General features: G+C 39.8%; 13 protein-coding genes. 4 read left to right on the top strand and 9 right to left on the bottom strand.

All coding sequences use genetic code 11. The features are described from left to right. Positions 1-45: 45 nt before the first annotated feature. Positions 46-636: a nucleotidyltransferase family protein gene (locus PTI45_RS22800; protein WP_069329887.1), complete on the top strand. Its 591-nt coding sequence runs from the start codon at positions 46-48 to the stop codon at positions 634-636. Positions 637-780: 144 nt separating this feature from the next. Further along, entirely contained in the window at positions 781-1,353 is a 573-nt protein-coding gene (locus tag PTI45_RS22795; protein ID WP_069329886.1) for a GNAT family N-acetyltransferase, read from the top strand. A gap of 105 nt (positions 1,354-1,458) precedes the next feature. Here PTI45_RS22795 and PTI45_RS22790 read toward each other — a convergent pair whose 3' ends face one another. The 3 genes from PTI45_RS22790 to PTI45_RS22780 form a co-directional block, all read right to left on the bottom strand. Then, positions 1,459-2,433: a ring-cleaving dioxygenase gene (locus PTI45_RS22790; protein WP_069329885.1), complete on the bottom strand. Its 975-nt coding sequence runs from the start codon at positions 2,431-2,433 to the stop codon at positions 1,459-1,461. Positions 2,434-2,668: 235 nt separating this feature from the next. Next, positions 2,669-5,347, bottom strand: coding sequence for a right-handed parallel beta-helix repeat-containing protein (locus tag PTI45_RS22785; protein ID WP_069329884.1), 2,679 nt, complete (start codon positions 5,345-5,347; stop codon positions 2,669-2,671). Between the two features lie 360 nt (positions 5,348-5,707). Continuing rightward, positions 5,708-8,017 (bottom strand): right-handed parallel beta-helix repeat-containing protein, encoded by a 2,310-nt coding sequence (locus PTI45_RS22780; protein ID WP_069329883.1) that lies wholly within the window; start codon positions 8,015-8,017, stop codon positions 5,708-5,710. 260 nt (positions 8,018-8,277) lie between these two features. On the opposite strand from PTI45_RS22780, the gene PTI45_RS22775 reads away from it, so the two are divergent. Further along, the gene (locus tag PTI45_RS22775; RefSeq protein ID WP_069329882.1) at positions 8,278-8,646 is read left to right on the top strand and encodes a winged helix-turn-helix transcriptional regulator; all 369 of its coding nucleotides are present in this window, start codon (positions 8,278-8,280) and stop codon (positions 8,644-8,646) included. 72 nt (positions 8,647-8,718) lie between these two features. Here PTI45_RS22775 and PTI45_RS22770 read toward each other — a convergent pair whose 3' ends face one another. The 6 genes from PTI45_RS22770 to PTI45_RS22745 all read right to left on the bottom strand — a co-directional run bounded on the left by PTI45_RS22770 (position 8,719) and on the right by PTI45_RS22745 (position 20,429). After that, the gene (locus PTI45_RS22770) at positions 8,719-9,789 is read right to left on the bottom strand and encodes an SDR family oxidoreductase (protein ID WP_069329881.1); all 1,071 of its coding nucleotides are present in this window, start codon (positions 9,787-9,789) and stop codon (positions 8,719-8,721) included. Positions 9,790-9,984: 195 nt separating this feature from the next. Further along, complete coding sequence (locus PTI45_RS22765; protein ID WP_069329880.1) at positions 9,985-10,776, bottom strand: SDR family oxidoreductase; 792 nt, start codon at positions 10,774-10,776, stop codon at positions 9,985-9,987. 183 nt (positions 10,777-10,959) lie between these two features. Next, on the bottom strand, positions 10,960-13,275 hold the full coding sequence (locus PTI45_RS22760; RefSeq protein ID WP_069329879.1) for a right-handed parallel beta-helix repeat-containing protein: 2,316 nt from the start codon (positions 13,273-13,275) through the stop codon (positions 10,960-10,962). Between the two features lie 321 nt (positions 13,276-13,596). Continuing rightward, positions 13,597-16,050 carry a right-handed parallel beta-helix repeat-containing protein gene (locus PTI45_RS22755; protein ID WP_069329878.1) on the bottom strand — a complete coding sequence of 818 codons (2,454 nt, stop codon included), beginning with the start codon at positions 16,048-16,050 and terminating at the stop codon, positions 13,597-13,599. Between the two features lie 546 nt (positions 16,051-16,596). Next, positions 16,597-19,047, bottom strand: a complete 2,451-nt coding sequence (locus PTI45_RS22750; protein WP_069329877.1) for a right-handed parallel beta-helix repeat-containing protein — start codon at positions 19,045-19,047, stop codon at positions 16,597-16,599. A gap of 308 nt (positions 19,048-19,355) precedes the next feature. Beyond that, positions 19,356-20,429, bottom strand: a complete 1,074-nt coding sequence (locus tag PTI45_RS22745) for a M42 family metallopeptidase (RefSeq protein ID WP_069329876.1) — start codon at positions 20,427-20,429, stop codon at positions 19,356-19,358. Positions 20,430-20,650: 221 nt separating this feature from the next. Here PTI45_RS22745 and PTI45_RS22740 point away from each other — a divergent pair, with 221 nt between their 5' ends. Beyond that, complete coding sequence (locus tag PTI45_RS22740; protein ID WP_069329875.1) at positions 20,651-21,607, top strand: AAA family ATPase; 957 nt, start codon at positions 20,651-20,653, stop codon at positions 21,605-21,607.

The following is a 21,607-nucleotide window of genomic DNA, read 5'->3' as shown; positions in this document are numbered from 1 at the left end:
CCGTATAAATAGAAGCACAATTCAGAGTATAGAGGAGCTACAGACATGTCTACATATGATAGTGACAAAGAGCAAAGCAGGCAGCAGACGATTGTTCAATGGATTGAAGATGATGGTTGGATGATGGATATTTTGCGCAGTGTACGACATCTGAATCTGCCGGATAGCTGGGTATGTGCAGGATTTGTCCGTTCGAAGATCTGGGATATGTTACATCAGATTGACTCTCGCACAGTACTTGCTGATATTGATGTAGTCTATTACGATCCCAACCAGCTGGATGAAAATAATGAAAAAGAGTGGGAACGCCAATTATCCTGTATGCAACCAGCAGTGCCGTGGTCAGTCAAAAATGAAGCAAGAATGCATATCGCCAATCGTATTGAGCCTTACACCTCTACAGTAGATGCTATCTCATGCTTTCCCGAAACTGCGACAGCATTAGGAGTACGGTTAGATGAAGATGATCAAGTGATTCTTGTCGCTCCTTGTGGACTTGAAGATGTATTTGAAATGAAGATACGTGTCAATCCACGCTTTCTTCAGACACGCGGAGACGTTCATATTTATCAGCAACGTGTTCAACAAAAAAATTGGCAACACACATGGAATCGTCTAACGATTGTCGATAAGTAGATCATATAAAATAAGGATTCATATCATCCATCGTTACTTATAGAAAATTACTTATAGAAAAATTCAATTAGAAAAGTGGTATAATCAATGTTAGATTATATTTAATAATCTGATGAACATAGTCGGAATAAAGAGGTGACAGAATTGAGTGACATTTATCGTTTGGCAACCGTAGAAGATGCAGAGCGTGTACTTCATATCACATATGAAGCATATGTGACTATTCGTGAATTAGGATTAACGTGGCCAGCAGCTCATGCTGATCTAGCATTAATTGAAGATAATATTACGCACAATAAATGCTATGTACTAGAGCAAGATGGCTTGATCGTAGCGACAGTGACTTTAGCTGATCCTGAACGGGTCAAAGAGTTAACTGCTGAGACGGGCTTACCGTTTATTATGTGGTTCGCAGTGGATCCGAATGTACAAGGAACAGGTGCAGGTAGCAAATTACTCAATTGGGTAGAAGAACATATTATCCGTGATGAAGTAGGCGCGCCTGCGGTTACACTGGGTACTGCGGAGAAACATCCATGGTTACTGCCAATGTATGAGCGTAGAGGATATGAAAGTATCCGTTCTAGAGATGCAGGTAAAGGAGAAGGACCGATGCATTTGATGCGTAAAGTGGTTCATCCTGAGCGATTTGAAGCCTATCTTGAAGAGCGAAAGAAAGCAGAGCAACTTGAGCAGACGTCTTCTCAAGGGAAGTAAGAGACAAAGCTACAAACATATGTTTAAATCATAAAAGAGCAACTCTGCTAAGAGTTGCTCTTTGTGTTATAAACCTATGATAACGATACTATTTCATCTAATAGATTAAGCTTCATCAAGTACAAGCGGACGAAGATTAGCTTCGATCTGTGCACGATTACCTTCAAGGAAAGGAGGTAAAGACAATGTCTCACCTAATGAATCCATAGATTCGTCGATATCGAATCCCGGTGTATCTGTAGAAAGTTCGAATAAGATTCCATTGGGTTCACGGAAGTAAAGAGCACGGAAATAGTGACGATCTACTTTACCCGAATTAGGAATGCCTAATTTGGATAATTTGTCTGCCCAACGTTCGTACTCGGATTCATCAGGTACACGGAAAGCTACGTGATGCACACCACCACGACCCAAGCGAGCATTCGGAAGATCAGGGCGTGTCTCGATATGGACTTCTGCACCTGCTCCGCCTTGACCGGTAGAGTAGACTTCAATATCTGCAAAGTCACCTGCAAGCGAAGGATACGAGCCTGTGTGACGGAATCCCATCACTTCAGTCAAAATCATAATTGTAGAAGCTGGTTTGGCAAGTGTCAATGTGGTAGGTCCAAGTCCAAGAATACCGTATTCAACAGGAACTTCAGTCTGATCCCAAGCTTTGCCGGGAGCAACACCTTGTTCGCCATTATCGGCTACAAGAATAAGACGTGTACCTTCAAAGTCTTGGAACGCTAAAGTATCCCGTCCAGCCCGTTGTTTGATTTCTTCATGAGTAACATTCAATTGATCAAATCGATCAGACCAGTATTGCAACGCTTCTGTATTGGCTACACGTAATGAAGTGGCTGAAATACTAGATACTCCTTGATAGCTAGGTCCGATACCTGGTAGATCAAAGAAAGTTAGTTCGGTACCGGGAGAAGCAACAGCATCCCCATAAAATAAATGATAAGACGTCGTATCGTCTTGATTGACTCCTTTTTTCACCATACGCATACCCATTGTTTTGGTATAAAAATCGTAATTTTTTTCCGCTTTACCTGTCATAATTGAGACGTGATGAATACCTAATAATTCCATAATCGTCAACCTCCTAATATATATATGAATGAATCATAATCGGCTTATATTTAAAATCTTAATATTAAGATAATTATAACATGGACAAAAATAATTACAAGTCATTTCCATGAAAAAAATATAGTAACTATGTAAAAAAGAAATGTATAGACAAAAAAAGAACCTTTGAATCGTAGGCAAACAGCCTGTTGATTCAAAGGTTCTACTTGGTCAAAGCATAGAAGAGCTGGTTAGATTAGTGATTGGTTAATCCGCCTGATTCGGCACGAGTCACGACTTTGGTACGGTATTCATCTTGACTCAATCCAATTTTAGGCATGACTTCATTCAGATTCGGAAATTTCGCTAAAATAGTCTTATTGTCGGTACGTAAGTCCATTTTGCTGTAATCGTAGAATCCTGCACCTGTGACCGTAGAGATAAATTGATTACCTTCAACTTTCACATCACCTAATTTGGGAACCACAATATTCGGGGTATTGACCATTACATTGTTATTCATTTTTGTACCATTAGGATATTCAGGATGCCAGTTCGGATCAAGAATACTACTCCATAACGGATGATCGTAACCATACGTTTTCTGTAATGTTGCTCCGTATTCTTTCCAGACACCACTGGTTGGATTCATTTCTCGAAGTTGATCTGCATAGATACTATTCACACCATGAGAATTACTATCGCCCCGTTGATCGACTTGAATCATATTGGAATCGACCACTAGATTGTTATTTGCGATATTGTCATGTCCATTGAGTAAAATACCTTTCGTGGAACCTTGTACAATATTGTAACGATAATTATCACCGCTATCTGCACCATCTGAATAAAATCCATTAGAACGTTTGTTATGGTGAACAAAATTATATTGCAGCACATTACCATACGAAGCCCAATCTTGAGCGGTATAGAATGCTCCGGTATCGCCTTCGATCAACGAAGTGTTGTGTACTTCATTGTACTCAAATGTTAAATTGTTGCTGTACACATAACGGACAGCATCTTTGGGTACATCATGCAGTAAATTATGATCGAATTTGACTCCCACTGAATTACGCACCAGTATCGCTTCGAGGTGAGTAAGATCACCCACATTATGAATATGGTTATTGGTAACGCGGCTATTCGCTGCTGTTAATTTTTTACGGTCGCCAGCATCGTTAATACTGATCCCGAATCCGCCTGTTTCATAAATATCGTTACTCTGGAAAAGATTATTCGTACCATCTACATCCAGAATCCCACCATTACCTAGATTACGAAGCGTGTTGCCTGCAATCGTAATATGATCGGTATTTTTCAATTCAATTCCGTTCCCCATACCGCCTTCAACAGTGAACCCTAACATTTCCAAGTTGGAAGCACCGTTGATAGAGACAACCGGGTTTTCTTGATCGGCAATAATAATCGTTTGGCTTTTTAGATTGCCTTTCGGATAATAATAAATTTGCCCATCTTTGAAGTCGAGTGACCATTCACCCGGTACATCGATTTCATCCAGGTAATTAATCAATTTCCACTCTTCCGAACCGGAACCGATTCGATAAGGCGCTTTAATTTTGGATGAATACGATGAAGGTGCGAAATACGTACTGGCTGTCGCTGTTTTGTAGACATCATTTTTTACAGATGAAGAAACGTTGGCTGATTCGGAGTCAGCGGTATGTTCTGTCACAGTAGCATCGGTACCTGTATGTTCCGTTACGCCTGAAGGTAACGATAAGCTGTTCTCCGAGTCCGTCGCTTCGGTCGTTAATTGAGAATCGTCTGTCACATTTTCTTTCAAACTTACTGATCCTGATTCGCCCTGTTCGTTAAACAGCTTATACGATTGAGGCGTAGAATCAGTATCATGCAAAGCATCATCTGCCGCAGGCGCACTTGTCGCAGAAGTAGATGGAGCCACACTAGCTGACTTGGCATCGTCTCCATACGTATTCGCTGTAGCGGATGTAGCAGATGCATAATCAGATACGGTAGCACTCCATTTGGAACCCATACCGCCATCTGGAATATCTTTAAGTGTAATTACATTGTGCTTGGTATCGACAGATTGTACAGAACTGGTCAGTGGACTCCAGACCGTTCTCCAAAATCCTTTGAGATAAAGAGCATGACCTTCTGACAAAGACTTCTGCCAGCGTGCTGCACGATTGCTACCATCCAAATCCAATGTGTCCGTTGTATCTCCATTTTCAGGAATACCGCCTTCACCATAATAAAAAGATTTGGCATCCGCTGAACCGTTAGCAGTTGTCCATCCTTTACGATGTCCATCTACCGATTCGGTGATATTCGGCCATTGTGAGATCGGTTGACGAATACCGTTAGAGATCAGATCAATGATTCCCCATTTTTCGGTAAATGAAGTACCACCTTCAAAATGTCTAATATGCTTCAAGCCCAGCGATTTTACATCTAACTGGTACAGAGCATTGGCATCTACATCAGGATGAACACGAGCTTTGGCAGCTGCGCTAAGAGGCTTCCAATCTGACGCATTGATACGAATACCATTGGTTAACGTTACTTGTTCTCCCGCATAGGTACGATAGACAATCGGTTTATCAGGCGTACCTGAATCTGCATCTGTAAATTCCAAGTTGGAAAATTCATATTCTCCACCTTTGACCCAGACCGTTACTCCATAATCGGGTAGGGCGCCTTTGAGGCTACGAATCGCATCACGTGCTCTTTCGAGGGTGGCGTATGGTTTCTCTTTTGTGCCATTCCCATCGGTATCGCTTCCGGCAGTATCTACATATAGATTCCAACCGGTTTTTGTCACAGCACCGCTATCAAGATTAATCACTTCTTGATTTCCAACTTTGTCAGCAGATGCATATGGAACTGCTATACCACTACTCAAAGCAAGAATAGCTGCGAGCGATATCATTTTCTGGAACTTCTTCATAAATATAAATTCCCTCCGTTTCTAGATACACTGATGTCGTTGGGATGATGGTTTATCCCTGCTATGGTGTAGATCATTGTTTTAATTAGTTAATCACCCCCTAAAATACATATAATTTGGTAATTTCTTTAGATGCTTTTATATAATAAAATACAGATACATATTTAGCAAAGACTATTTTCATACTTTCTTAATAAAATTTCAATTTATTCATAAATTAGTTTCTTTTTTGTAACCATTTGAGCATACTGGTAGATTGCTTGTCAAGTGTGTCGGACGAAATCTTAATCTATAAAAAGATAACTGATCAATTGCACCGAAGCACAACTGATCAGTCAGTAATATCAAGAAAAGTTTGATTTAAGAAGTTGATTGATGATCGGAAAGACCGTCTGAATCTGCACGATTAAAAGGCTGAGTGCGATAATCATCTTTGTACAATCCAATCGTTGGGAAAATGGTATTCAAGTCTGGGAATTTCTCTAGAATCTTCGCATTTTTGGTACGTAGATCCAGTGTAGCTAGGTTATAAAATCCAGCTTTGGATGTGCTACTCACAGTGGTATTCCCTACGGCTGTCACATCACCTTTTTTCGGTAATTTCACTTGTCCATCTGCACCTACAATAACGTTATGATTGAGCTTGCTGCCGTTTGGATATTGCGGATTCCATTTCTTGCTTAATACGCTACTCCATAGATTGCCTTGCAGTCCGTATTTTTCAGCAAGTTGTTCACCGTATTTTTTCCAAGTTCCGGTTAAAGGTTGTAGCTCACGTAGACGATTTGCATTGTCGCTATTTAGTCCATAATCGAGTTGATTGGAACGGTCATTAATTTCAAGCGATTGGACATCAATTAATAGATTGTTCGTCGCTACATTATGATGACCATTTTCAAATAGGAAAGCACGGGAAGTATCTTGAATAATATTATACTGATACGTATTCCCACTGCTACCGCTGTCTGCATAGAATCCATTGGAGCGCTTGTTATTGTGAATAAAGTTATATCGTAATACATTGCCGTACGAAGACCAATCTTGAGCGGTATAGAAAGCTCCTGTATCGCCTTCGATCAGAGATGTATTATGAACTTCATTGTATTCTAGCAACAGCTTATTGCTAAATACATAACGAACAGCATCTTTGGGAACATCATGTAGTAAATTATGATCTACCCGCACACCGACTGAATCTCGAATAATAATCGCTTCCAGATGAATCAGCTTGCCGATATGATGAATATGATTATTGGTAATGCGAGTATTTGCAGACGATAAGGTAGCCCGATCACCTGCACTATTCAGACTGATTCCGAAGCTAGCTGTATCATAAATATCATTACTGCGGAATGTATTATGATGACCATCTACGTCTAAGATACCGCCATTCACATCATGAATTTTGTTGCCTGCTATCGTTATATGATGACTTCGTTTCATTTCAAAACCATTGCCCATATTATTCTGTATCGTAAATCCTTTAAATTGCACATAAGATGTACCATCCATACTGACAATCGGTGAATCTTGATCGCCAATCACAGTCTGCAATTTATGAATATCAGAAGGCGGATAGTAGTAAATTTTGCCGTCTTTAAAATCAAGCGCCCATTCTCCGGGCGTATCAATTTCTTCTAATAGATTAAGTGCACGGAACTCTTCAGAGCCATCACCGACACGATAAGTAGAAGGTGTACTACTGTTATCATTTTGCTCATTCGTTGTTCTCGATAGAGCAGAAGGAGACACGAGAGCACTGAATTTAGAACCCATACCGCCTTGAGGGGTATCGAGAAGCTTGATCGTTTTTTGAGCAGGATCAATTTGACTGATCTGGATACTGGCTGGACTCCATAGTGTACGCCAGAAACCTTGTAAGTAGATTGCATGTCCTTGTTGAATCGCATTTTGCCAGCGCTTGGAACGATTAGTACCATCTTCATCCAGAATATTTACACTCGATGAACCGGGCTTTTGATAATAAAAAGATTGAGCATTATAGACACTTTGAGCAATCGCCCAACCTGCACGTTGTCCACTAGCAACTTCTGTAGTATTCGGCCAGCGGGAAATAGGTTGCATTTGATTATTTGCAAATAAGTTCAGGATACCCCATTTTTCTGTAAACGAAGTACCGCCTTCAAATCCATTAATATGCTTAAATCCTAATTTGCGTACATCCAATTCTACTAACTGCTTGGGATCAATCTTCGGATGAACTCTAGCTTGAGCTTCTTGACTGAGTGGTTGCCAGTCCGTTACTGTTTTGCCTGTAGATAACGTTACTTGTTCTCCGGTATACGTGCGATATGTAATTGGAGAACTGGCTGTTCCTGAATCTTTTTGATCCAGTTGTAAGCTAGAATCCATCAGATAATTCCCTTGCTTCACCCAGACCGTTATGCCTCCTTGAGGAAGCTTGCCCTGATAGGCACGAATCTTTTTCTGAGCTTGTTTTAAAGTCGCATAAGGACTGTTCTTGCTACCATTTCCAGTCTGATCATTCCCTGTTTTGGCGACATAGATATTCATTCCAGACTCCTTCACAGCACCGCTACTTAACGGATACGAATCGTTTTTCGTATGAAAACTGTAGTATAGTACTCCTAGTAACAAAGCGAATAAAGCGAGCCCCAAAAGGATCATTCGCGAGTTTGATGCTTTCAAGCGACCACCTCCTTATATTATATGCTTGGGTATAGATTGAGTTGGCATTAGTATAGGTAGAACAAAGGACTACTGTCAAACAGCACTTGGTTTGAGCAATACATTCATGGTAATAAAAAAGTGATGTTTACCAAACCAAATAGCTTACCTTTCTTATCCATAGGCTATGTTACAGTAGAAAGAACTATACCATACGCTCGTGTTATACCTTAGATGTAAGTATACTAAATAATTAACTACCTTAGAAAGGTGGAACAATAATGGAAGAAAAAGAGAAAGTATATCATACTGCTGTTGAAGTCACATTGGAAGTGATCGGTGGTAAATGGAAACCTGTGATCTTATTCCATCTTACATTTGGTAAAAAACGCACCAGTGAACTTAAAAAGTTAATTCCAGCGATTACGCAAAAAATGCTAACCCAGCAATTACGTGAATTAGAAGAAGCAGGCACCGTATTGCGAACTTCTTATCATGTTGTGCCACCCAAAGTTGAATATGAATTAACCCCATACGGAACGACTCTAACAGAGTTACTTCATATGATGTGCAAATGGGGAGAAGTGCATGTGAATAAACACTATGGCGATCAAGCGCGTATTTTATCGTCTCCTCCTCAAGTGATGTAAATCAATAAAAGCCGAACCTTTGTCTTACCTAAGGTCGGCTTTTATTGATTTATCGATACAAACGACAGAAGATCAGGCGATAATCTTACGCTTGCGGAAATCCTCAAAAATAGTGATAAACATTTCTTCGGTATCGACATACTCATGAAAGCCAAGACGACGTGCTTTACTACCGTCTGCAAAAAAATCATAATCCCACGAAAATACAAAATCACCAAAAGCCCATGAAGACACCTCTGCATAAGTATATGCTGTTAATCCATACCTACTAACGATCGAATCCCACAGAGCTTCTTTATCTTTCATCGTATCGTTTAAGTTCATCGACAAAGGAGGAGCCGTTTCCATATCAAAATAATGAGCAATCTTAGGCCATAAGGATTCCCAGCGAAATACATCTCCGTTATTGATATTCAGCGCCTGATTAGCACATGCAGGCGTTGTTGCTGCCCATACGGTTGCTTTGGCGAGTAAACCTGCATCAGTCATTTCTAAAATGCTATGGTAAGCTCCTCGCTTGCCAGGGAAGCGTAAAGGGATTTGCAGTTCTTTAGAAATCGTCGCATAGATCGCAACCACCATAGCTAGATTCATCGGATTACCTACTGAAAATCCGCATACCACAGAAGGTCGAAGAGCAGACCATGTCCAATCTTTACCTTGTTGTTGCTGCACTAGATAATCCTGTTGTGCCATATTGAATTCAGGTGGCATCGGCTTCGCATCTGTTTCACGGGCAGGGGTTGGAAATGCACCCAGATGGGCACCGTATACTTTGTAGCCTTGCATCAGACTGATATGTTCAAGTTGAGGAGAAGTGGCTTCTACACTTTCTACAATATGAATCAGCATATTCAGATTAGGTTCTACTAATTCTGCCCATGTTGGACGATCTTGATAAGCCGCATAAAAAATATGTGTGATCGTGGAAAATGATGCTAAAACATGTTCAACTTCGCTTCGCTGTAAAAGGTCTACCGATACATAAGTCACACGATCTGTTGAAATACCGCCTCTACGGGATAACCCTATAATATCCCAATCAGGGAGTGTAATTAAGTGGTCAATCAGGTTACTACCTATAACTCCGTTGGCTCCAACAACCAGAGCGACTTTACGAGAATGATTGATCGATGTATTCATCTTGAGCTCTCCTTTAATCATGATGGGTTACATGATTAGCTTGCAGCATAATAGAAGAGATGAGAAGTACGCACTTTGAAGTGCGATAGGTACTTCAAAGTGCTCTAGCAGTATAAAAGCACACAGAGAAGGCAGTCAAAATGCCCATTCTGTGTGCTTTGGATACATGATAGTAGTGAGTAGAAAAGAAAAGATTTATACTGTTTCTTCCCATATTTTTGCTTGATATTCTTTTACTTGTTCTTCAGATGGTTTTGGATACACATTACGGAAAGGATGGTGCTTCGCGTCAATGACTTCCACCATTTTGTCGATCATATCTTGAGGATCGAACTGTTGAGCTAGCATTTTTTCACCTTTTAACAAATCAGCACGTTTGGTGAAGTTGGTTTTCTCGTCATACCATTTTTCTTTTTGTTCAAACATATTATCGTTAAATCCTGTTTTGTAAGGACCAGGATTGATTGTAGCGACTTGAATTCCGAACTCTTTCAGTTCTTCTTTAAGCGCTTGAGCCATCGCTTCTACAGCATGTTTGGAAGCGCAATATGCACCAAGATAAGGAGTCACACTTAGTCCAGCGATAGAACTGACAAAAATGATTTTACCTTTCTTTTTAGCGACAAATTGGCGAGCGACAATCTGTACCATTTCTAATGAGTTAAAAACGTTGGTATCGAAAATTTGACGGATATTATCGACTGGAATCTCAGCAAGTGGGCCACCTTCACCAATACCTGCATTCGCTACATATACGTCAAAATCATATTTTTCCAATTGAATACGATCAAGTGGTTTATTTACATCTAATTTGAGTACTTCAATATCGAGTCCTTGAGCTTTGGCTTCTTCTCGAAGCTCTGTCACTTGAGGAATAATTTCTACGGAAGCAATCACTTTATGTCCTTTTTTGGCAAGACCTAATGCAGCACCTTTACCAAGTCCACTACCTGCACCTGTAATAAAAATTGTTTTTTTACCTAACATGATGAATTCCTCCTGTATGTTCTGTATCGTCTTCGTGTCGTTCGGATTCATAGTGCATTTACCCGTTCGCTTGGATAACTAATCAAATGGGTTCATGTCATGCACAAGTATAGCTAGAGCTAAACACAACAAAAAACCGAACTTCTTTACAAAAGAAGTTCGGCTGTATGCTAGCCATTTAACTTAGTGATTGGTGAATCCGCCTGTCTCTGCACGAGTTACCACACGGATACGATACATATCTTGTTGCAATCCAATTTGAGGGAAAATACTATTCAAATTCGGGAATTTCTCAAGAATTTGTCTGTTGTTAGTACGCAAGTCCATTTGACCGTAATTGAAGAAGCTTGCATCTGCTACTTTAGACAGAATGTTATTTTTTTCAACAGTGATATTTCCAAGTTTGGGTTTGATAATACTATTGACTTGAACGAATGCATTATCTACTAATTTGGAACCATTAGAGTACTCTGGATGCCAGTTAGCATTCAGGATATCTGTCCACAAATTATCCGTGTATCCGTAACGTGTTTTGAGCTCACTTGCAAAGCCTGCCCAGACACCGGATGAAGGATTTTTAGCACGCAATCCATCTGCAAAGCTACTGCCGACTCCATAACTTTTCGTCATAATCGCATTTGCTACCACATCAGTTGTGAGTACATCACTACGATTTTCGATCTGTACTTTGGAAGAAGCAACCACGACATTGTTACGACCAATATTATGATGACCGTTAAATTGGAATGCACGATCAGAGCCTTGAATAATATTGTTGTAGAAGTTATCGCCTGCATCGCCGCCATCCACATAGAATCCGTTGGCACGTACATTGTTATGAATAAAGTTGTAACGAAGATCATTTCCGTATGAAGTCCAGTCTTGAGCTGTATAGAAAGCTCCTGTATCACTTTCAACTAGAGCAGCATTATGAATTTCATTAAATTCAAAGGTTAGATTTGTACTGCTTACATAACGAATACCATCTTTGGGAACATCATGGATCAAGTTATGATCGACCCATACATTATTGGAATCCCGTACGATAATACCTGCAAGGTGAGAAAGTAGACCAGTATGATGAATATGATTATTGGTTACACGTGTATTGGATTTGGTAAATGTCGTTGTGCGATCACCTGCATAACCAAGACTTATTCCGAATTCACCTGTATCGTAAATATCATTACTTTTGATCAAATTGTAACTGCCATAGTAATCGACAATACCGCCACCACTTACGTTTAAGATCGTATTACCTGCAATTGTAATATGGTGCGTTTTTTGCATTTCAATCCCGTTACTCATGCTATCTTCTAATTGGAAGCCTAGCAATTGAAGGTAGGACGTCGCATACATTTTGATGATAGGTGTAGCATTATCAGCGATTTCTACATCTTTTGTTTTGATATCGCCATCAGGGTAGTAGTATACTTTGCCATCTTTGAAATCAAGTGCCCATTCGCCAGGAACATCAATCTCATCTAGATAGTTCACTGCACGCCATTCTTCTGTTCCATCACCTGTACGGTAAACAGGGTTAGAGTTAGCAATATCTTTACTCCATTTGGAACCCATACCGCCTGTAGGGGTGTCTAACAAAGAAATACTGCCTTCTGCATTATCAATACTTTGTACTTTGCTTGTCACAGGGCTCCAGACCGTTCTCCAGAAGCCTTGAAGGTAGAGAGCATGTCCTGCATTCACAGAAGCAGCCCAACGCTCGGAACGATTGGTTCCATCTGCATTTAATTCATCATCAGTCTTACCATCTGTCGGGATTCCATTTTCACCGTAGTAAAAAGATTTAGCATCCGCGGAACCGTTAGCTGTTGTCCAACCAGCCCGTTTGGAACCAGCCATTTCGCCGGGATTCGGCCATTGTGAGATCGGTTGACGTTCATGATCGACAATCAGATCAATAATGCCCCATTTATCGGAGAATGAATTGCCTCCAGGAAAGCTGTTAATATTGGTAAGCCCTAAAGCTTTTACATCCAGTTCAACTAGCTTGCTTGCACTGACTTTTGGATTAACTCTGGATTGTGCTTCACTATTTAAAGGTTTCCAAAGGGTAGGATCAACAGATGTACCGTTAGAAAGAATAACTTTCTCTCCAGGATAGGTACGATAAACGATTGATTTACCAGGTGCTCCAGAATCAGAAGCATTCATATCCATTGTAGAAGTGAATTTGTATGTGCCGCCCTTGACCCATACTGTAATTCCTCCAACAGGTAAAACTCCTTTTTTAGCACGAATCGCATTTCTAGCTTCGATCAGTGTTTTGAAGGGAGCATCTTTTGTCCCTGTTCCAGCAGTTGCTACAGAACCATCTACATAGATATTGAGACCTGTATTGGTCGTTGCTCCACTACTTAGGGTAACAACAGTTCCATTTACGGTACGATCTGCAAAAGCGGAACTTGGTGATAACAAAGTACTTACAACTAGTGTAGTTATCACCATTAACATGGCTAACGGTGTCTTTCTGAACATTATAAAACATCCTTTCATACTGTAATATGGTTTACCTATAGTTGTATTAGAATTGGATATTTGGTTTTATAATTATCGAATTAGGCTCACTAGTTACTTTGTCGGATACTTTTGCCCATTTTGTAATGGTTATAGATAAATTTGGTTAATTTAAGTGAAAAATCGACTTTTTTTGATAAAAGAGGGGATAATTAAGATATTTAGTTACTAATTATCCCCGGAATAAAAGTTATTTTTATGAATCATTAGTAGGAGGAGTGGAAAGGGTAGACCTACTGTATTCATAAAAAGTTCACAATAATATGGAAATTCCTATTCATTTTAATGATTACTCATTCCGCCTGATGCTGATCTAGAAACGACTTGCACTCTATACTCATCTTGAGATAATCCGATCTGTGGGAAAATCGTATTTAAATCTGTAAATTTGCTCAGAATACTTGCATTATTGGTACGATAATCCATTGTGTTAGCATTATAAAATTGAGCATCCGCGATCGTATTTAGAATCACATTGTTCGCTACAGTAAAAGATCCTTTTTTAGGTGTAGTGACTGCGCCTGTTTGTACAAATACATTATTGGAAATCGAAGAACCGTTTGGATATTCAGGATGCCATTCAGGGTTAAGAATATCTGCCCATAGATTAGTAGTGTAGCCATAAGTTGCTTTCAAATCTTTACCGTACTGTAGCCATGCGCCAGAAGTCGGATTTTTGCTAATCAAATTCTGAGCATACGTGCTTGTAGCCGTATATCCACGTGTAATACCACGATCATCAATTTGTCCTGCTGCTCTAGAAGCGATAATCAGGTTATTTTGCGCTAGATTATCGTGTCCACCGCCCATGATAAAAGCGATTTGAGATTGTTGAATAATATTTTTGCTGACAATATCACCGCTATCTCCATCATCAAAATAGAATCCATGAGACCGTTTGTTATGATGAATAAAGTTATAACGGAGTACATTTCCATAAGAAGTCCAGTCTTGTGGTGTGTAAAAAGCACCGGAATCACTTTCAACTAAAGACGTATTATGAATTTCATTATACTCAAACAACAGGTTGTTATCTGAAGTATACTTAACTGCCGCTTTGGGTGTATCATGAATAAGATTATGATCGACTTTAATCCCTACAGATTCGCGAATCACGATACCTTCAAGACTAATCAATGTGCCGATATTTGAAATATGATTGTTATTGATTCTAGAATTGGATGCTGTCAAAGTAGTACGATCTCCTGAGTACCCCATAGAGATACCGGCAGCTCCAATTTCAAATACATCATTACTTTGGATCAGATTGTTATTGCCGTAGTAATCAACAATACCTGTGCCTGTTACATAACAGACTGTATTTCCAGCAAGCTTCATATGATGAGAACGTTGCATCTCGATGCCGTTACCCATACCACCTTCAACCGTAAATCCAAGCCATTGAATATAAGAAGCGTCACTCATTTTGATAATAGATGCTTTGTTATCCGATAAGGTAATCATCTGTTTAGTAAGATCACCTGTAGGATAGTAATAAATTTTTCCGTCTTTAAAATCAAGTGCCCATTCCCCAGGAACATCGATTTCATCTAAATAATTAATAGCTTTCCATTCTTCTTTCCCTGTGCCAACTCTATAGCTCACACTTGTATCTGGAATAAAAGGTTCATCGTTAGCCAATCCATAGACACTAGCAGTCACATTGAAGAGGTTCACATTAGCACTTGGAACAGAAAATGCTGGAGTATACACATCTTTTTGTACTGAAGCAGAAGACATTAGATTAGGACGATAAACATCTATACTGACCGTTGAACTTTTGAGTGTGTTGGTTGTAACAACCGTTTTGCTAAATTTATCTCCCATACCGCCACTTGGAATATCATATAGAGAAATAATATGATCGTTAGGGTAGATAGCGCCTACTTTACTCGTTACAGGGCTCCATGCTGTTCTCCAGAATCCTTTGAGATACAGATCATGCCCTTTAGCCATGGAAGCTTTCCAGCGCTGAATACGATTGGTACCGTCTTGATTGACTTCATCGTCTGTAATTCCGTTCTCTGGAATACCGCCTTCACCATAATAAAAGGATTTGGAGTCTGCGGATCCATTCATAGTGACCCAACCTGCACGATTTGATGCGATGTTTTGATTTTCATTCGGCCATTGAGAGATCGGTTGTCTAATACCATCTACGATCAGATCAACAATACCCCATTGTTCTGTAAATGTTGTACCTCCTGCAAAGCCAGCAATATTCTGTATATTGAGCGAAGCTACATCTAGCTCGCGTAGTTTACTTGGTTGAATAGAAGGATTAACACGTGCCGCTGCATCTGCACTTAAAGGTTGCCATGATGTAGGATCAATGCCTTTACCTGTTGTTAAGGTAACCGTCTCTCCCGGGTACGTGCGATAAATAACAGGTTTATCGGGTGTTCCTGAATCTTGAGCATTGAGATCGAATGTTGTAGCTAGATTATATGTTCCGCCTTTGACCCAGACGGTAACACCACCTGCTGGTAAATTGCCTTTGTAAGCACGAATCGTTGATCTAGCTTTGAATAATGATTTGAAAGGTGCTAATTTAGTGCCTGTCCCTGTTGTATCATTTCCTGTTGGATCGACGTATAGATTAACGTTAGTTGCAACTGTGTTACCACTACTAAGCATTTGATTTGTTGCAGCATAACTGGTTTGCCCTGTTGGTAGAAGAGTAATCATAAGACTCAGTGAAAGTATCCATGCTACCCATTTCGTAGTTGTTACCATTATATTTTCCTCCTAAATATCCTGAATGCTATTGTTATCAAATAAATGATGAACGAATAGATGTACTCTAAGATGGCTAACTGTAGCTGTTTTCTTATAATTGAGTAGGGTTATTAGGTCAGATATAGTATTGGATTAATCCGTGATCTCAACTTTCGGTATACTCGTATTAGAAAGAAGATCAAGGAAAGCAAAATGTAATGAAGTAGGGATAACGTAAACAAGTAGGTTAAGTAGTAGAATAAAGAGTGGGAAGAAGTAGAAGAGATAGATAGAAGAATAAATTGAAAGTGTTGGTGTTTCTTTAGCCACCCTCAGTATAGTATATGTTCCAACAACTGATAACCGCCTTAATGTCTCATTCTTGAAGGTATCTATTGCGATAGAAAATCAAATTATATTAGTATGTCCTTCCTATTCAGTCAGCAAGCAATAGCCCCGATAGCTATATAGGACATAAGAAAATAGCCAAAAGTCTCAGATCAATGTCTGAAACTTTTGGCTATTTGGATTGAGAAGGTATTTTTTTAACCTAAATAGGATCTATCAATCAGAAGAGGAGGTAGAGATAACCTCTCCTTTTTGCAATCCAATCTGTGGATAAATGGTATTGATATTTGGAAAGATAGCCAAAATCGTAGGATTTTGAGTGTAGAATCCATTTGTTGTATTCGGATTCAGTCCAGCCGATTGAGTATTTGTGATTCTTGGGTTGTTTTGGATAATAACAGCCCCTTTTTTAGGGATAACCAGTGTACCGGATTGAACAATAGCATTATCTTTGAAATGAGTCCCATTCGGGTATTCAGGATGCCATTTTGGATTCAACATGTTTTTCCATAGATTCGTATCATATCCATACGTATCTGCCAGCACACGACCATACTCTTTCCAAGGCCCGGTAGAAGGGTTCTTAGCAATTAATTGTTCTGCATGAGTACTGTCTGCTGTATATTTGCGTGCAATACCGCGATCATCAATCTGAATACCAGATGTGGCATTAATAATCAGATTGCCTGTAGCTCGATTATGATGACCTCCGCCAAACAGAAATGCTTTGGATACTCCTGAGACAATATTGTTGGTAAATGTATCTCCGCTATCCCCGTCATCTGCATAGAATCCATTTGCCCGCGGGCTATCATGTACATAGTTATAACGTAATACATTACCGTATGAAGTCCAGTCTTGAGCGGTATAGAAAGCTCCTGCATCTCCATCTTCAAGCGAGATATGATGAAGCTCATTATATTCGAAAAGCAGATCATTATTATACACATAGCGTATACCATGCTTAGGCACATCATGGATTAGATTATGATTGATCGTCATTCCGATCGACTGCGTAATAATTAATCCTTCCAAAGCAATCAGTGTACCTGTGTTATGGATATGATTGTTGGTGATCCATGAATGAGCAGGCGTCAATGTATCTCGATTCCCTGCATATCCAATACTGATCCCAAAACTTCCTGTTTCATAGATGGTATTATTTTGTATCCGATTGTCATGACCATAATAATCGAGAATTCCACCACCACCGATATTACGAATCGTATTGTTATCCAGTGAAATATGATGAGAACTTTGCATCTCGATACCGTTATTTAAACCACCTTCAATCGTCAGACCGACAAAGTTCAGATACGAAGCATTATTTAATTTGATAATAGGGCCTGTACGATCAGCAATAATAATATTCTGTTTGTTGATATCGCCATCAGGATAATAATAGATTTTCTGATCCTTAAAATCCAAAGCCCATTCTCCCGGCGTATCAATCTCATCCAACAGGTTCAGTGCTTGCCATTCTTCGGTTCCTGTCCCCACCCGATACACTTGATATGTAACAGAAGTAGCAGTTAGCAATGGCTCAGGAAACAGGGGCGCATGATAAACGTCATCGGTTACATAGACATCTTGTGTAACATACGTATCCCCGTGAATAGTTACAGGAGACTGAGCTGGCAGGGGAGTAGAGAGAGTTGTAGATGTAGTTGTCCCTGTCCCTGTAGAATCAGCTACAGGAGCATCTTTACTCCATTTGGAACCCATTCCGCCTTCTGGGATATCAACTAAACGAATCGTATGACGTGTATTATCAATACTTTCTACTTTGCTAGTAACAGGGTCAAAATCAGTACGCCAGAATCCTTTGAGATACAGATCATGACCTTGTTCGATAGATCGTTGCCAGCGTGCAGTACGATCGGTCTGATCGGCATTCACTTCATCTGTGGTTATTCCATCTTTTGGTTGTCCACCTTCACCGTAATAAAAAGATTGAGGATCAGCCGAACCATTCATCGTTACCCAGCCCACCCGATTTTTGCCTATTTTTTGCTGAGGATTAGGCCATTGAGAGATCGGTTCTCGTACGCCATCTACAATCAGATCGACAATACCCCATTCTTTTGTAAACGAAGTCCCTCCCGGGAACCCAGACGTATTTTTGAGTTCTAACGATTGTACATCCAATTCGACTAATTGATCAGCATAGACCGCCGGATGAACACGAGCTGCCGCTTCAGAATTAAGCGGTTTCCAACGTGTGGGATCAATTGTTTTGGCAGTCGTAATCACTGCTTGTTCATTAGGATAGTTGCGATATGTCACTGGTCTGTCAGCTGTACCTGAATCCAGTTCATTTAATTCTAATGTAGAAGACAATTCATATTCGCCTTCTCGCAACCAGATTGTTGTTCCGCCAGCCGGTCGTTCAGCATACGTATCCCGCAAAACAGAGCGAACTTTGGGAAGGGTACGATAAGGAGCCTGTAGAGTCCCTGATCCTAAGAAGTCACTACCTTTAGGAGACACATATACATTTTGAGTCACTGTAGACAGATTGGACAGAGTCGATTCGCTGTTAGATGCAGAACTTTCTTCCGCAGTGACAGGTACCGAGTAGATAAACGAACTTAGAGGCATCAAAAATACAGTCAATAACATCAGATTTTTAGACCATTTTTGGTACAGTACAGTCTTTAAATTCATTAGTTCTCTCCTTTTATCTATCTATTTTGTTGCTTATTATAAATGGTATATCACTAGATTACATGTGCCGATAGGGTTAAACCGTTCGTTTGCAAAGTCTCATTTATGCACTGAAAATGGCGAGTGATGTAGATTAAGCGAAGAAAAAGTCGGGACGAATTGGTAGTTATTTAGTATATAAATCACTTTGAAAAGAAAGAAATGTATAAAAAAATCCGGTTACTTTTCTCCTATTAAGAGATCTGGCAACCGGATATTTACGTATCATTAAAGTAAAAACATAGGAATAATCATGATCATTCGATAGATTAAGCTCGATCCAAAATGGTACGATAGGTAGAATGATTCATCCCTTTTACCAATTTAATGAGCAATTCTTTGGCAGCATCATAATCATCGGTATGAATAATAGAAGATGAAGTATGGATATACCGTCCGCAAATACCGATAATAGCTGAAGGTACACCTGTTCCGCTGACATGAACTTGACCTGCATCTGTACCACCAGCAGAAATGAAATACTGTACTGGAATCTGGTGTGTACTTGCAGTATCTTGAATATATTCAACTATACCCCGGTGGGTAAACATAGTTGGATCATAAATACGTAATAATGCACCTTTACCCAAATGACCGAATGCATTGCGATCGCCTGTCATATCGTTAGCCGCACTACAGTCAAGTCCGAAAAATAGATCTGGTTGAATCAATTGTGCAGCAGTACGTGCACCACGTAATCCCAATTCTTCTTGCACAGTTGCGCCAGAATACAAAGTCCCACCAAGCTTTTCTCCATGAAGAGCTTGTAATAATTCAATCGCTAGACCGACTCCATAGCGATTATCCCAAGCTTTTGCCATAATTTTTTTGGGATTAGCCATTGGTGTAAATTCACAGATCGGTACAATTTGCAGTCCTGGACGTAACCCCATTTGTTCTGCTTCTGCACGATCATCAGCACCAATATCAATATACATGGATTTGATATCTACAGGTTTGTTACGTTGTTCCGGGCTAAGTAAGTGAGTAGGGGTAGAACCAACAACTCCCACGATAGGGCCTTGATCAGTAATAATATGTAGACGTTGAGCAAGCACGACTTGACTGAACCATCCGCCTAACGGTTGAAAACGGATAAGACCTTGATCAGTGATGCCTGTTGTCATAAATCCAACTTCATCAAAATGACCAGCGACCATCATTTTAGGACCATTTTCATCACCACGCATAACACCAAATAGACTACCTAATCGATCTTGTACAAATTCGTCGGTATACGGTTCCATTTTTTCTTTTACAAATTGACGAAGTTCTCTTTCAAACCCTGATACTGCGGGGAATTCGGTTAATTGTTTAAACATCTGAAGCGTCTGCTTATCCATTGACGTAGGTCACTCCTTAACAGTGTTATTCTTTGATACAGTATGAACTTCATGTCGAAAAATGTCCAATCATTCGCGCTGACTTCAAATTGTAATCAGCTATTGAAGTGACTCTGACTTATCGTTCATGTACAATATAACTATATACACATTTTCAACAAAGTTAGAGTCATTACATCATTATATAAGAATATGAACCAGAAGTAGGAGGTTTTATATATATGTCGGCACGCAAAGAATCTATGGAAGTCATTGCAGCTGTAAGATCCAATCTAGAATCCTGTATATTAGGCAAATCATTTGAAATCGAATTGTTGCTTACCGCTTTGCTTGCTGGAGGACATGTACTCATAGAAGATGTCCCGGGAACAGGTAAAACACAAATGATCAAAGCGCTTGCTAAATCAATGAGTGGTCAATATCGTCGTATTCAATGTAATCCCGATATTTTGCCAAGTGATATCACAGGTGTTTCTATTTTTCATCCTCGGGATGAGCAGTTTTATTTCCGTCCAGGTCCAGTAATGACGAACATTCTACTTGCAGATGAAATTAATCGTGCAACGACCAAGACACAATCCGCTTTATTAGAAGTTATGGAAGAGCGCAGTGTCACTGTAGATGGAGAGACTCATCCATTGCCTCATCCTTTTATGTTATGTGCTACACAGAATCCGATTGATTTCGAAGGAACATACATGTTGCCTGAAGCTCAATTGGATCGTTTTATGATGAAAATTACACTAGGGTATCCAGATGAGCAGACTGAACGCAATTTGCTTCGTCATGGTGCTGCCGGACAACCGGTGGATCGCTTAGAACCTGTTACGGATATGCAACATATCGCTGATATTCAACAAGAGATTCGTAAGATTCATTTGGATGAATCGGTAAGTGATTATTTAGTAAGTGTAGTTCGCCATACACGTGAACATGGATCGGTATTACTTGGAGCCAGTCCACGTGCAACATTATCCTTTATGATGGCTGTCAAAGCCTATGCATTTATACAGAATCGTGATTATGTACTCCCTGATGATGTGAAGAAGTTAGCTCCTTATGTTATTCCACATCGTATACTTCCACGTCCAGAAGCACGGATGGAGCGCATGAGTTCTGAACGAATTGTAGCGCAGATTTTGGAGCAAATTCATGCTCCTGTATCTATGGGACAATAA

This window comes from Paenibacillus nuruki, from assembly GCF_001721045.1.
GTDB classification, from domain to species: Bacteria; Bacillota; Bacilli; order Paenibacillales; family Paenibacillaceae; genus Saccharibacillus; species Saccharibacillus nuruki.
The sequence above is the reverse complement of the archived record's forward strand: the minus strand, read 5'-3'. Positions and strand labels throughout refer to the sequence as shown.

Coding starts and splice junctions, on each gene's coding strand:
- PTI45_RS22800 (WP_069329887.1), top strand. CDS start 46: ATGTCTACATATGATAGTGACAAAGAGCAAAGCAGGCAGCAGACGATT.
- PTI45_RS22790 (WP_069329885.1), bottom strand. CDS start 2,433: ATGGAATTATTAGGTATTCATCACGTCTCAATTATGACAGGTAAAGCG.
- PTI45_RS22785 (WP_069329884.1), bottom strand. CDS start 5,347: ATGAAGAAGTTCCAGAAAATGATATCGCTCGCAGCTATTCTTGCTTTG.
- PTI45_RS22775 (WP_069329882.1), top strand. CDS start 8,278: ATGGAAGAAAAAGAGAAAGTATATCATACTGCTGTTGAAGTCACATTG.
- PTI45_RS22770 (WP_069329881.1), bottom strand. CDS start 9,789: ATGAATACATCGATCAATCATTCTCGTAAAGTCGCTCTGGTTGTTGGA.
- PTI45_RS22765 (WP_069329880.1), bottom strand. CDS start 10,776: ATGTTAGGTAAAAAAACAATTTTTATTACAGGTGCAGGTAGTGGACTT.
- PTI45_RS22760 (WP_069329879.1), bottom strand. CDS start 13,275: ATGTTCAGAAAGACACCGTTAGCCATGTTAATGGTGATAACTACACTA.
- PTI45_RS22755 (WP_069329878.1), bottom strand. CDS start 16,050: ATGGTAACAACTACGAAATGGGTAGCATGGATACTTTCACTGAGTCTT.
- PTI45_RS22750 (WP_069329877.1), bottom strand. CDS start 19,047: ATGAATTTAAAGACTGTACTGTACCAAAAATGGTCTAAAAATCTGATG.
- PTI45_RS22745 (WP_069329876.1), bottom strand. CDS start 20,429: ATGGATAAGCAGACGCTTCAGATGTTTAAACAATTAACCGAATTCCCC.
- PTI45_RS22740 (WP_069329875.1), top strand. CDS start 20,651: ATGTCGGCACGCAAAGAATCTATGGAAGTCATTGCAGCTGTAAGATCC.